A 13432-nucleotide genomic window follows, 5' to 3' on the forward strand; every position below is an offset into this window, starting at 1 on the left:
GACCATAAACGCGCGTAGTTTACCGTAGAGGCACGACGGTGACACGAATAATGCCTCTGTAGATGTGCGCTAATGCATATAATTTTAACGGCTATTTGCCATTTGCTCAATCTATACGCAAAGAAGTTTAGATGTCCAGATGTATTGACGTCTATTGTTGCAGTGGTTAATCTGTGGCCTGACTTTTCACAGACATTGCCAGGAACGAAGCTCTATGACGCGTAAACAGGCCACCATCGCAGTGCGTAGCGGATTGAACGACGACGAACAGTATGGCTGTGTTGTCCCGCCGATTCACCTCTCCAGTACCTATAATTTCACCGGTTTTAATGAGCCACGCGCCCACGATTACTCCCGTCGCGGTAACCCGACGCGTGATGTCGTACAGCGTGCGCTGGCGGAACTTGAGGGCGGCGCGGGCGCCGTACTGACTAACACCGGGATGTCAGCGATTCATCTGGTGACCACCGTGTTCCTGAAACCTGGCGATCTGCTGGTGGCACCGCACGACTGCTACGGCGGCAGCTACCGCCTGTTCGATAGCCTGGCAAAACGCGGCTGCTACCGGGTGCTGTTTGTCGATCAGGGTGACGATCAGGCGCTGAAAGCGGCGCTGGCGGAAAAACCGAAGCTGGTTTTGGTGGAAAGTCCGAGCAACCCATTGTTGCGCGTCGTGGATATTGCGAAAATCTGTGGTCTGGCGCGTGAGGCCGGAGCCATCAGCGTGGTTGATAACACCTTCCTGAGCCCGGCGCTGCAAAACCCGCTGGCGCTGGGTGCGGATCTGGTGCTGCATTCCTGCACCAAATACCTGAACGGCCACTCAGACGTTGTGGCAGGTGTGGTGATTGCAAAAGACCCGGAAATCGTCACCGAACTGGCATGGTGGGCGAATAATATTGGCGTGACCGGCGGCGCGTTCGACAGCTATCTGCTGCTGCGTGGCCTGCGTACCCTGTCGCCGCGTATGGAAGTGGCTCAGCGTAACGCTCAGGCGGTAGTTGAGTTTCTCAGGAAGCAACCGTTGGTGAAAAAGCTGTATCATCCTTCCCTGCCGGAAAACCAGGGGCATGAGATTGCCGCGCGCCAGCAAAAAGGCTTTGGTGCGATGCTGAGTTTTGAGCTGGATGGTGATGAGCAGACGCTGCGTCGTTTCCTTGGCGGGCTGTCGCTGTTTACGCTGGCGGAGTCGTTAGGCGGGGTTGAGAGCTTGATCTCCCACGCGGCGACCATGACGCACGCTGGCATGGCGCCGGAAGCGCGCGCCGCGGCAGGTATTTCTGAGACGCTGTTACGTATCTCAACCGGTATTGAAGATTGTGAAGATTTAATTGCCGATCTGGAAAATGGCTTCCGGGTCGCAGCAGAGGAATAAACATGAGTGTGATTGCGCAGGCAGGGGCGAAAGGTCGTCAGCTGCACAAATTTGGTGGTAGTAGCCTGGCGGATGTGAAGTGCTATCTGCGTGTTGCGGGCATCATGTCGGAATACTCTTTGCCGGGCGATATGATGGTCGTCTCTGCGGCCGGGAGCACCACCAACCAGCTGATTAGCTGGCTGAAATTAAGCCAGACTGACCGTCTTTCTGCGCATCAGGTTCAGCAGTCGCTACGTCGCTACCAGAGCGAACTGATTAGCGGCCTGCTGCCGGGCGATATCGCCGATCGCCTGATTGCCCTGTTTATTCAGGATCTTGAACGCCTGGCGGCGCTGCTCGACAGCGGCATCACCGATGCGGTATACGCGGAAGTGGTGGGCCACGGTGAAGTGTGGTCAGCGCGCCTGATGGCGGGCGTGCTGCAACAGCAGGGGATGGAAGCCGCCTGGCTCGACGCCCGTGAATTCCTCCGCGCTGAACGCGCCGCACAGCCGCAGGTTGATGAAGGCCTCTCTTACCCGCTGATGCAACAGCTACTGGCGCAGCATCCGGGTAAACGCCTGGTGGTGACCGGGTTTATCTCCCGCGACAGCCACGGTGAAACGGTGCTGCTGGGGCGTAACGGTTCCGACTACTCCGCGACCCAGGTTGGTGCACTGGCAGGGGTTTCCCGCGTCACTATCTGGAGCGACGTGGCCGGGGTATACAGCGCCGACCCGCGTAAAGTGAAAGATGCCTGTCTGCTGCCGTTGCTGCGTCTGGATGAGGCCAGCGAGCTGGCGCGTCTGGCGGCTCCGGTGCTGCACGCTCGTACTCTGCAGCCGGTTTCCGGCAGCGATATCGATTTGCAGCTGCGCTGCAGCTACACCCCGGATCAGGGCTCAACCCGTATCGAGCGCGTGCTGGCCTCCGGCACCGGGGCCCGGATTGTGACCAGCCACGACGACGTGTGCCTGATTGAGTTCCACGTTCCGGCAAGCCAGGATTTTAAGCTGGCGCATAAAGAGATAGACCTGGTTCTGAAGCGCGCTGGCGTGCGTCCGCTGGCCGTTGGCGTTCACGCTGACCGCCAGCTGCTGCAGTTCTGCTACACCTCCGAAGTAGCGGACAGCGCCCTGAAAATGCTGGATGAAGCCGGTCTGCCGGGCGAACTGCGTTTGCGTCAGGGTCTGGCGCTGGTGGCAATGGTGGGCGCCGGGGTAACCCGTAATCCACTGCACTGTCATCGCTTCTGGCAGCAGCTGAAAGGGCAGCCGGTGGAGTTTACCTGGCAGTCGGAAGAGGGCATCAGCCTCGTGGCGGTGCTGCGCACTGGCCCAACGGAAAGCCTGATCCAGGGCCTGCACCAGTCACTGTTCCGCGCCGAGAAGCGCATTGGCCTGGTGTTGTTCGGCAAAGGAAATATTGGTTCCCGCTGGCTGGAGCTGTTTGCCCGCGAGCAGAGTACGCTCTCGGCGCGTACCGGTTTTGAATTTGTGCTGGCCGGGGTGGTGGATAGCCGCCGCAGCCTGCTCTCATACGAAGGCCTGGACGCCAGCCGTGCAATGGCGTTTTTCAACGATGAAGCGGTAGAACAGGATGAAGAATCGCTGTTCCTGTGGATGCGCGCCCACCCGTACGATGACCTGGTGGTGCTGGACGTGACCGCAAGCGAACAGCTGGCGGATCAGTATCTTGATTTTGCCAGCCACGGCTTCCACGTTATCAGCGCCAATAAGCTGGCGGGAGCCAGTGCAGGCGACAAGTATCGCCAGATCCACGACGCGTTTGAGAAGACCGGCCGCCACTGGCTGTACAACTCCACCGTAGGCGCGGGGCTGCCTATCAACCATACGGTTCGTGACCTGCGCGACAGCGGCGATACCATCCTCGCTATCAGCGGTATTTTCTCCGGTACCCTGTCGTGGCTGTTCCTGCAGTTCGACGGTACGGTACCGTTTACCGAACTGGTGGATCAGGCCTGGCAGCAGGGGCTGACCGAACCCGATCCGCGCGTTGACCTTTCGGGGAAAGATGTGATGCGCAAGCTGGTGATCCTGGCGCGCGAAGCGGGCTACGATATCGAGCCGGATCAGGTGCGAGTTGAATCGCTGGTTCCGGCACACTGCGAAGGCGGCTCTATCGATCACTTCTTCGAGAATGGCGACGAGCTGAACGAGCAGATGATCCAGCGTCTGGAAGCCGCCCGTGAAATGGGCCTGGTGCTGCGCTACGTGGCTCGCTTTGATGCTAACGGTAAAGCACGCGTTGGCGTAGAGGCGGTGCGTCCGGAGCATCCGCTGGCCTCGCTGCTGCCGTGCGACAACGTCTTTGCCATTGAGAGCCGCTGGTACCGTGATAACCCGCTGGTTATCCGCGGCCCGGGTGCGGGTCGCGACGTGACCGCCGGTGCGATTCAGTCGGACATCAACCGCCTGGCACAGCTGCTGTAGTTTTTCCCCTTACCCCCACTCTCTTCCTGTACGAGCGAGTGGGGGCATCAGACCTTGTCTTCTCCCGCCATGAATTTTTTTCATCTTCGCTGAGCATTCCTCACCACCAATCGCTATTTTTATGTTGACGCCCCCTGGCTTTTCCGTCATTTTTACATCTGGACGTCTAAACGTATAGAAGTTCACAACACAACAAATAACGACATGCGATTGATGAGGTAAGGTATGAGCTTTTTTCACGCCAACCAGCGGGAAGCCCTGAATCAGAGCCTGGCAGAAGTTGAAGGCCGGATTAACGTTTCATTTGAATTTTTTCCGCCGCGCACCAGTGAAATGGAGCAGACCCTGTGGTCCTCTATCGACCGTCTGAGCAGCCTGAAACCGAAATTCGTTTCTGTGACCTACGGTGCGAACTCGGGCGAGCGCGACCGCACGCACAGCATCATCAAAGGTATTAAAGATCGTACCGGTCTGGAAGCCGCGCCGCACCTGACCTGCATCGATGCCAGCCGTGCTGAACTGCGTACTATCGCCCAGGATTACTGGAACAACGGTATTCGTCATATCGTGGCACTGCGTGGCGATCTGCCACCGGGCAGCGGTAAACCGGACATGTACGCAGCAGATCTGGTTGCCCTGCTGAAAGAAGTGGCGGACTTTGATATCTCCGTGGCGGCCTATCCGGAAGTGCATCCGGAAGCGAAAAGCGCGCAGGCGGATCTGCTGAATCTGAAGCGTAAGGTCGATGCCGGTGCAAACCGTGCCATTACCCAGTTTTTCTTTGATGTTGAAAGCTACCTGCGCTTTCGCGATCGCTGCGCGGCGACGGGGATTGATGTCGAAATCATTCCGGGGATCCTGCCGGTCTCCAACTTCAAGCAGGCGAAGAAGTTTGCTGATATGACTAACGTGCGCATCCCGACCTGGATGGCAAAAATGTACGAAGGTCTGGACGACGACGCGGAAACCCGCAAACTGGTCGGCGCGAACATCGCGATGGACATGGTGAAAATTCTAAGTCGGGAAGGGGTAAAAGATTTCCACTTCTATACGCTCAACCGCGCCGAAATGAGCTACGCCATCTGCCACACGCTGGGTGTTCGCCCGGCGGTCTGAATAAGAAAAACCTCAGATAAACTGAGGTTTTTTTTGATCTTAACCCACCTGTACAGCATTTAATCTTTTGCCAGTGAAAAACAAAAGGCTTTGGCTATTGAATCTGTGGGTAATCTCAACTATCTCTTATTGCTGAGGGTGTATATCGTAACGGTACCACTATAAAGGGAGCAGATAGATGAGCACAGTAGACGAGAATACAGGTAAGTGCCCTTTTCATCAGGGCGGTCATGACCAGAGCGCAGGCGCTGGCACCAGTACCCGAGACTGGTGGCCTAAGCAACTTCGCGTAGACCTTCTTAATCAGCATTCGAACCGTTCAAACCCTCTGGGTGAAGACTTCAACTATCGCAAAGAATTCAGCAAATTAGATTACTCTGCGCTGAAAGGCGATCTCAAAGCACTGTTATCCGAATCTCAACCGTGGTGGCCTGCCGACTGGGGCAGCTACGCTGGCCTGTTCATTCGTATGGCGTGGCACGGTGCCGGTACCTATCGTTCAGTGGACGGACGTGGTGGTGCTGGTCGTGGTCAACAGCGCTTTGCCCCGCTTAACTCGTGGCCGGACAACGTCAGCCTCGATAAAGCCCGCCGTCTGCTGTGGCCAATCAAGCAGAAATACGGCCAAAAAATCTCCTGGGCCGACCTGTTTATCCTTGCAGGTAACGTCTCTCTGGAAAACTCCGGTTTCCGTACCTTTGGTTTTGGTGCCGGGCGTGAAGACGTCTGGGAACCGGATCTGGACGTGAACTGGGGTGATGAAAAAACCTGGCTTGCTCATCGTGACCCTGAAGCGCTGGCGAAACGCCCGCTGGCGGCGACCGAAATGGGTCTTATCTATGTGAACCCGGAAGGGCCAAACGCCAGCGGTGAACCGCTGTCTGCGGCAGATGCGATTCGCGCCACCTTTGGCAACATGGGGATGGACGACGAAGAGACCGTGGCGCTGATTGCCGGTGGTCATACGCTGGGTAAAACTCACGGTGCCGGTTCCGCAACCCACGTTGGGCCAGATCCAGAAGCGGCGCCGATTGAGCAGCAGGGCCTGGGCTGGGCCAGCAGCTACGGCAGCGGTGCCGGTGCTGATGCCATCACTTCCGGTCTGGAAGTGGTCTGGACGCAAACGCCGACCCAGTGGAGCAACTACTTCTTCGAGAACCTGTTCAAATACGAATGGGTTCAGACCCGCAGCCCGGCAGGCGCTATTCAGTTTGAAGCCGTCGACGCGCCGGAAATCGTGCCAGATCCGTTCGATCCGTCGAAAAAACGTAAACCGACGATGCTGGTGACCGATCTGACGCTGCGTTTCGATCCCGGGTTTGAAAAAATCTCGCGTCGTTTCCTCAACGATCCGCAGGCGTTCAACGAAGCCTTCGCCCGTGCGTGGTTCAAACTGACGCACAGGGATATGGGGCCGAAAGCGCGCTACATTGGTCCAGAAGTACCGAAAGAAGATCTGATTTGGCAGGATCCGTTACCGCATGCGTTCTTCCATCCGACGGCTGCCGATATTGAAAGCCTGAAAGCAGAAATCGCGGCCTCCGGTCTTTCGGTCAGCGAACTGGTGTCGGTTGCCTGGGCTTCCGCTTCTACCTTCCGTGGTGGTGATAAACGTGGTGGTGCGAACGGTGCACGTCTGGCGCTGGCGCCGCAGCGTGGCTGGGAAGTGAACGTCACGGCGGCTCGCGTTCTGCCGGTGCTGGAAGGCATCTATAAATCGGCGCACAAAGCGTCGCTGGCCGATATTATTGTGCTGGCAGGCGTCGTGGGCGTTGAGCAGGCAGCGAAAGCCGCTGGCGTCAGCGTTAAGGTTCCGTTTACGCCGGGCCGCGTTGATGCGCGTCAGGATCAGACCGACCTTGAGATGTTCGAACTGCTGAAGCCGATTGCCGATGGTTTCCGTAACTATCGTGGCGAAGGCGAAGCGGCGACCACCGAATCTCTGCTTATCGACAAAGCACAGCAGCTGACGTTAACCGCACCGGAAATGACCGTGCTGGTAGGCGGTATGCGCGTGCTGGGTGCCAACTTTGACGGCAGCCATCACGGTGTCTTCACCGATAACGTGGGCGTGCTGAGCAACGACTTCTTCGTCAATCTGCTGGATATGCGTACCGCATGGAAAGCGACGGACGCGTCGTCTGAGCTGTTTGAAGGCCAGGATCGCCAGAGCGGTGAAGTGAAATACACCGCCACTCGCGCGGATCTGGTATTCGGCTCTAACGCCGTACTTCGCGCCCTGGCCGAAGTGTATGCCAGCAGCGACGCGCGTGAGAAGTTCGTCAAAGACTTCGTTGCCGCGTGGGTGAAAGTGATGAATCTGGACCGTTTTGACCTGCTGTAAGCTGTTTGTCGTATAGTTCGATCCCCACTTCGGCGGCTGTTTCACGACAGTCGGCGAAGTGCTTTCGCCTGCTATGGCGAGTATAGTGTCCGCAGTAAAATCTCATCTCACTGGATTTATCATGGCTGTCTCAGGAAAGAGCAATCCGTTGGCCATTGGTGGCCTTATCGTTCTGACTATCATCTGGAGCTATAGCTGGATTGCGATGAAGCAGGTGACGCTCTATATCGGCGCGTTCGACTTCACCGCGTTACGCTGCATTTTTGGTGCACTCCTGTTATTCATTGTGTTGCTGCTGCGCGGACGTGGCCTGCGGCCAACGCCGTTTCGCTTCACGCTGGCGATAGCGCTGCTGCAGACCTGCGGTATGGTTGGCCTGGCGCAGTGGGCGCTGGTGAGCGGCGGCGCCGGGAAGGTTGCTATCCTGAGCTACACCATGCCGTTCTGGGTGGTGATTCTGGCAGCGATGTTCCTCGGCGAACGAATGCGTCGTCTGCAGTATGCGGCAATTGCGGTGGCGGCCGTGGGGCTGATGCTGGTGCTGCAGCCGTGGCAGCTCGATTTCTCCTCCATGAAAAGTGCACTGTTGGCTATTCTCTCGGGTATCAGCTGGGGCGCGAGCGCGATTATTGCCAAGCGCATGTACGCCCGCCACCCAAAGGTAGACCTGCTGGCGCTGACCACCTGGCAGATGCTGTACGCCGCGATCGTCATGAGCGTAGTGGCGCTGCTGGTGCCACAGCAGCCTATTGACTGGCAGCCAGGCGTCTTTTTCGCCTTAGCCTATAGTGCCATTCTGGCAACGGCGCTGGCGTGGAGCCTGTGGCTGTTTGTCCTGCGCAACTTGCCTGCCAGTATTGCCAGCCTCAGTACGCTGGCGGTACCGGTCTGCGGCGTGCTGTTTTCCTGGTGGCTGCTGGGTGAAAACCCGGGACCGGTGGAGGGCAGCGGTATCGTGCTGATCGTGCTGGCGCTGGCGATAGTCAGCCTGAAGAAACGTCAGACCCGGGTACAAAAGGTGCCGCAGCCGTCAGAGCGCTAAATGAAGCTAAAAAAAAGCCTCCTTGCTAACGCAAGGAGGCTTTTTGCTATCTGATTTGCGGGATTAGCCGGTGTTACGCATCCCCGCCGCGACGCCGGCGATCGTGACCATCAGCGCCTGTTCAACGCGCGGATCTGGCGCTTTACCCTGTTCTTCGCTGAGGCGGGAACGGTGCAGCAGCTCTGCCTGCAGAACGTTCAGCGGGTCGGTATAGATGTTACGCAACTGGATAGACTCGGCAATCCACGGCAGGTCGGCCATCAGGTGGGCGTCGTTGGCGATATCCAGCACCACTTTGATATCCGCTTCCAGCAGCGCACGCAGCTCTTTACCCAGCCCCCACAGCTCCGGTTTCACCAGACGCTGATCGTAGTATTCCGCGAGCCACAGGTCAGCTTTGGAGAACACCATTTCGAGCATGCCAAGACGCGTGGAGAAGAACGGCCAGTCGCGGCACATGGTTTCCAGTTCGCTCTGCTTGCCTTCCTCGACCACTTTCTGCAGCGCCGTACCGGCACCCAGCCATGCAGGCAGCATCAGGCGGTTCTGGGTCCAGGCGAAAATCCATGGAATGGCGCGCAGGGACTCCACGCCGCCGGTCGGGCGACGCTTCGCCGGGCGTGAACCCAGCGGCAGTTTGCCCAGCTCCTGCTCCGGTGTGGCAGAGCGGAAGTACGGCACGAAATCTTTATTTTCACGGACATAGCCACGATACACCTCGCAGGAGGTGTCAGACAGCGTATCCATAATGTCGCGCCATTCGGCTTTTGGCTCCGGCGGCGGCAGCAGGTTGGCTTCCAGAATGGCGCCGGTGTACAGCGACAGGCTGCTGATGGTGACTTCCGGCAGACCGTACTTGAAGCGGATCATCTCGCCCTGTTCGGTAACGCGCAGGCCACCTTTCAGGCTGCCCGGCGGCTGGGAGAGCAGAGCCGCGTGCGCTGGCGCACCACCGCGGCCGATGGAGCCACCGCGACCGTGGAACAGCGTCAGTTCGATGCCCGCTTTTTCACAGGTTTTGATCAACGCGTCCTGCGCCTGGTACTGCGCCCAGGAGGCGGCCATCACGCCCGCATCTTTGGCGGAGTCGGAGTAGCCAATCATCACCATCTGCTTGCCCTGAATAAAGCCGCGATACCAGTCGATGTTGAGCAGCTGGGTCATCACATCGTTGGCATTGTTCAGGTCGTCGAGGGTTTCGAACAGCGGCGCTACCGGCAGCGCAAAGCCGATACCGGCTTCTTTCAGCAGCAGATGAACGGCCAGTACGTCAGACGGCGTTTTCGCCATCGAGATAACGTAGGCGGCGATAGAGCCCAGCGGCGCTTCGGCAATCACCTTACAGGTGTCCAGCACTTCGCGGGTATCTTCGCTCGGCTGCCACTGACGCGGCAGCAGCGGGCGTTTGGAGTTCAGCTCGCGGATCAGGAAAGCCTGTTTGTCGGCTTCAGACCAGCTTTCGTAGTCGCCAATGCCGAGGTAACGAGTCAGTTCGCCCAGCGCTTCGGTATGGCGGGTGCTCTCCTGGCGGATATCAATACGCACTAGCGGCACGCCGAAACACTTCACGCGGCGTAAGGTATCGAGCAGCTCACCGTTGGCGATGATGCCCATTCCGCAGGCCTGCAGGGATTTGTAGCAGGCGTACAGTGGTTCCCACAGCTGTTCGTTCTGCGTCAGCAGTCCTGCTGGTTTCGGCAGCTTCTCACCCTTCAGGCGTGCCTCCAGCCAGGCCTGGGTAGCCATCAGCTGGCTACGCAGGGTTTTCATCAGGTAGCGGTATGGCTCTGAGGCGCCCGCTTCACCGACCATCGCGCGCAGCTCGTCGGTGCAGTCGACCATCGAGAGCTCGGAGATCAGCAGGTGAATATCTTTCAGGAACAGGTCGGTGGCTTTCCAGCGGCTCAGCAGCAGCACGTGGCGGGTGATATCGGCGGTAACGTTCGGGTTGCCGTCGCGGTCGCCGCCCATCCAGGAGGTAAAGCGTACCGGAACAAAATCGACCGGCAGGCGGTAGTTGAGGTGCTCTTCGAGCTGTTCGTTCAGCTCGCGCAGATAGTTCGGCACGCCTTCCCACAGGCTGTTTTCCACCACCGCAAAGCCCCATTTGGCTTCATCCACCGGGCTTGGGCGGTTCTTACGAATTTCATCGGTGTGCCAGGACTGCGCCAGCAGCTGGCGCAGACGACGCATCAGCTGATTACGTTCGTAATCGGCGAGGTCTTTGTTATCCAGCTGTTTTAGGCAGTTGTTCACTTCACCCATTTTGTGGATCAGTGTACGGCGGGTGATCTCCGTCGGGTGGGCGGTCAGTACCAGCTCCAGCGACAGTGACTCAACGGCTTTTTTAATGGTGTCTTCAGTGAGATTGGGTTGGTCTTTGAGTCGGCGCAGGGTACGGGCAATCACTTCCGGATTGCTGGCCGCTTCGCCTTTCGGCGAAATGCTGTGGTACTGCTCTGCGGTGTTGGCCAGGTTCAGAAACTGGCTAAAGGCGCGAGCGACCGGTAACAGCTCATCATTCGACAGATTCTGCAGCGTGGTCAGTAGTTCCTGACGGTTCGCTTCATTACCTGCCCGGGACGACTTGGACAGTTTGCGGATGGTTTCGACGCGATCAAGAATGTTTTCACCCAGTGCATCCTTAATTGTGTCGCCCAGCAATTTACCGAGCATACTGACATTACTACGCAAAGCGGAATATTGTTCGTTCATGTTACCCCAGACACCCCATCTCATTTTATTTTGTTATATCCGATGCTCTGCAGCCGTGAGCACCAAATAAGCACACCGTCTTTTATAAAGCCACGTAAAAACCCCCACGTCAAATGCTGCGAAAACGGTTCAGCAACGTAAATCAGGCGGGTAATTTGCAAAATTAAATTCGTGTTACTTGAGATAAGTGATGCTTATGGAAATGTGAACAAAGTCACGGGATTTTGTTATCGAATTAACCCGAAAGGAGTAGGCGAGAAATCGTATTTTCTTATGGCAGATGCCGTTGAATTCGTTGCACCATCCAGGGGTAAAATGGGTTCGCCGTGGCGCGCATGAGGCCGTCGAGCCCGACGATGAGTACCGAGGTTTCACCGCGCAGCGACATCGTTCCAATGCTGATGCCGTAGCGATTTTTGGCTTCCGGTTCGCCGCCGTACAGCGCGTCGTTCATGGGGAACGGCACGGCGACGTGGGATAACGAATACATATCCTGTGGCCAGCGCAGACCGAGCGGTTCGGTCGTCTCGGTCAGTTCGCCTGCCGGAATGGTGAGCGCCACGACGTCGCTGGTGGCGTCGTCGGCGTTGGTCACCACGGTCGTGCTGTACTGGCGCGGAGGCGGCGGTAGCAGAGAGGCCACCGCGGAGTAAACCTGCGGTTTGAACAGCGGCCGGTAGCCCGCCGCCTGGTTGATATCAAAAATCACCAGTTCGCTGCCGTTATCCGGCAGGTAACGATACAGCGACTCCACCACCGCCCGGGCGCTGACCGTGGAATCCATCACCGACTGGAAGGTCAGCACCGGCGGCAGGTTACCGAGCAGGTGATCGCGGGAGGCCTGCAGGATTTGCTGCTGCAGTGATTTGGTCAGCAGGTACGACTGCCGTGCCGCGTTGACCGGGAATGAATTGTATTTAAAGGGATTAAATTCCGGCACCACGTTGAGCCAGGCCGCTTTGGCAAACGCCGGGAACACCGCAGGCAGCCCTGCCAGCCCGGCAAAGCGGGCGAAGGCGGTGACGCCAATCATCGGCGAGAGCAGCACCACCTGCTGCGGGCGGCGCAGGGATTTATCCTGCAGGCTGTCGAGGGTGTACTTCATTGCCAGCGCGCCGCCGTTGGAATAGCCCACCAGTTCAAGCGGTAGTTGGGGGCCGGTCAGGCGTGTGGCTTCGCGAACCGCGAGTCGGGTGGCGGCAAGCCAGGCTTCCCAGTCGACGTCGGTCAGCGCACCGGGAGCGGTGCCGTGGCCCGGCATGCGGATCACCACGGCGACAAACCCCTGACGCTGATACTCCTCCGCCAGCGCCCGCATGCTGTAGGGAGAATCCGTCAGACCGTGGAGCAGCACCGCTGCCCCGCGTGGTTGCCCGGTGGGCATCAGAACAAACGAGCGGTTCCAGTTGGTGTCGAAATGGCCAGGATACACCGGGCTTTGCGGATCGTAGCGGTTATAAACGCCGGCGTCATCGCTCGCTGTTTCGCTGACGTTACGCTCCAGATCGTGAAATATCGCGGCTTCCTGCTGCAGATATTCATCAAAGGTGGCATCGTCGATGGCGGCGGCGGTCATCTCCTGGCCCGTCCAGGTATGCCAGACGTGAAGCGCGGGTCCGCGCTGCGATTCGTAAACCCGCGCGGCGAGGAAAACCACCAGCACTATCGCCAGACCCATGGCGACTTTTTTCACGACTGAAGCGATGCGCGGAACCATCCATATCCATCCCTGTGGGAGTTAACAGGATGATTATCGGCTATAGCGTGGCATATTGCTCAAGTCTTTTACCCGCCAGTTTACGCCAGCTTGCCGCCAGCTCCGGCATTTTGTTCAGCGACTCCAGCTCCTCCGGCAGCAGGATCTCCCCCCACAGCGCATGCTGCACCCGGCTTAACGTCCACTTCGGTTTTGGCCGCGCCTTGAGAATGAGCTTATCGCCGGGATGAATTTCGCCGGACTGCAGCACGCGATAAAACCAGCCGTTGCGCGACTGCTGGTGCATAATTTCCGGCGCTAACGGATCGTTGAGCTTACCGGCTATTTTTTCGCAGGCTTCCCGCCCCCAGGAGACCTGCAGCTCCACGGCGCCAAGATGAAAAATATCGCCAATACAGACGTTTTTCTCCGTGAGCCCCAGTGTGGAAATATTCTCACCAAAGAAGCCGGGAGTGATTTTTTCCGGCGCGAGGTTCGGGTACTGCTCGTGCCAGAATACATAGTGCTCTTGCGCATAGTGCAGCAGGGCGCACTCGGTATCCTGATAATATTCTTTGATGCCGTTATCGGCTTCCAGACCGTGAGCGGTGATGTAGATGCTGTCGGTCAGCACCACTTTTTGTGTACCACCGGCGGGAAGGGTCACGTTGCCGTGCAGGGAGAGTAGCTTGTAATCGGGTTGCATTAT

8 protein-coding genes are annotated in these 13432 nt (G+C 57.9%); 5 read left to right on the forward strand and 3 right to left on the reverse strand.

Annotated features, from left to right (window positions below; genetic code table 11):
* The first annotated feature begins 214 nt into the window (after window positions 1–214).
* The 5 genes from metB (at window position 215) to C7387_RS21865 (ending at window position 8312) form a co-directional block, all read left to right on the forward strand.
* Window positions 215–1375: a cystathionine gamma-synthase gene (gene metB / locus C7387_RS21845; protein WP_006817948.1), complete on the forward strand. Its 1161-nt coding sequence runs from the start codon at window positions 215–217 to the stop codon at window positions 1373–1375.
* Between the two features lie 2 nt (window positions 1376–1377).
* Window positions 1378–3810, forward strand: coding sequence for a bifunctional aspartate kinase/homoserine dehydrogenase II (locus C7387_RS21850; RefSeq protein WP_006817947.1), 2433 nt, complete (start codon window positions 1378–1380; stop codon window positions 3808–3810).
* A gap of 225 nt (window positions 3811–4035) precedes the next feature.
* Window positions 4036–4926: a methylenetetrahydrofolate reductase gene (gene metF, locus C7387_RS21855; protein WP_006817945.1), complete on the forward strand. Its 891-nt coding sequence runs from the start codon at window positions 4036–4038 to the stop codon at window positions 4924–4926.
* 178 nt (window positions 4927–5104) lie between these two features.
* Complete coding sequence (katG, locus tag C7387_RS21860; protein ID WP_006817944.1) at window positions 5105–7270, forward strand: catalase/peroxidase HPI; 2166 nt, start codon at window positions 5105–5107, stop codon at window positions 7268–7270.
* A 121-nt stretch (window positions 7271–7391) separates the two neighbouring features.
* Window positions 7392–8312, forward strand: coding sequence for a DMT family transporter (locus C7387_RS21865; protein WP_134437032.1), 921 nt, complete (start codon window positions 7392–7394; stop codon window positions 8310–8312).
* 63 nt (window positions 8313–8375) lie between these two features.
* Here the strand turns inward: C7387_RS21865 and ppc are convergent, their stop codons facing one another.
* The 3 genes from ppc to C7387_RS21880 form a co-directional block, all read right to left on the reverse strand.
* The gene (gene ppc / locus C7387_RS21870; protein WP_038253261.1) at window positions 8376–11027 is read right to left on the reverse strand and encodes a phosphoenolpyruvate carboxylase; all 2652 of its coding nucleotides are present in this window, start codon (window positions 11025–11027) and stop codon (window positions 8376–8378) included.
* A 271-nt stretch (window positions 11028–11298) separates the two neighbouring features.
* Window positions 11299–12744, reverse strand: a complete 1446-nt coding sequence (locus C7387_RS21875; RefSeq protein WP_120817493.1) for an alpha/beta hydrolase — start codon at window positions 12742–12744, stop codon at window positions 11299–11301.
* A 40-nt stretch (window positions 12745–12784) separates the two neighbouring features.
* The gene (locus tag C7387_RS21880; RefSeq protein WP_120817494.1) at window positions 12785–13429 is read right to left on the reverse strand and encodes an MOSC domain-containing protein; all 645 of its coding nucleotides are present in this window, start codon (window positions 13427–13429) and stop codon (window positions 12785–12787) included.
* Window positions 13430–13432 lie beyond the last annotated feature (3 nt).

It is taken from the genome of Yokenella regensburgei, assembly GCF_003634235.1.
GTDB classification, from domain to species: Bacteria; Pseudomonadota; Gammaproteobacteria; order Enterobacterales; family Enterobacteriaceae; genus Yokenella; species Yokenella regensburgei.

Excerpts from the sequence above, each read along its gene's own strand:
- metB (WP_006817948.1), top strand. The coding sequence starts at position 215 with ATGACGCGTAAACAGGCCACCATCGCAGTGCGTAGCGGATTGAACGAC.
- C7387_RS21850 (WP_006817947.1), top strand. The coding sequence starts at position 1,378 with ATGAGTGTGATTGCGCAGGCAGGGGCGAAAGGTCGTCAGCTGCACAAA.
- metF (WP_006817945.1), top strand. The coding sequence starts at position 4,036 with ATGAGCTTTTTTCACGCCAACCAGCGGGAAGCCCTGAATCAGAGCCTG.
- katG (WP_006817944.1), top strand. The coding sequence starts at position 5,105 with ATGAGCACAGTAGACGAGAATACAGGTAAGTGCCCTTTTCATCAGGGC.
- C7387_RS21865 (WP_134437032.1), top strand. The coding sequence starts at position 7,392 with ATGGCTGTCTCAGGAAAGAGCAATCCGTTGGCCATTGGTGGCCTTATC.
- ppc (WP_038253261.1), bottom strand. The coding sequence starts at position 11,027 with ATGAACGAACAATATTCCGCTTTGCGTAGTAATGTCAGTATGCTCGGT.
- C7387_RS21875 (WP_120817493.1), bottom strand. The coding sequence starts at position 12,744 with ATGGTTCCGCGCATCGCTTCAGTCGTGAAAAAAGTCGCCATGGGTCTG.
- C7387_RS21880 (WP_120817494.1), bottom strand. The coding sequence starts at position 13,429 with ATGCAACCCGATTACAAGCTACTCTCCCTGCACGGCAACGTGACCCTT.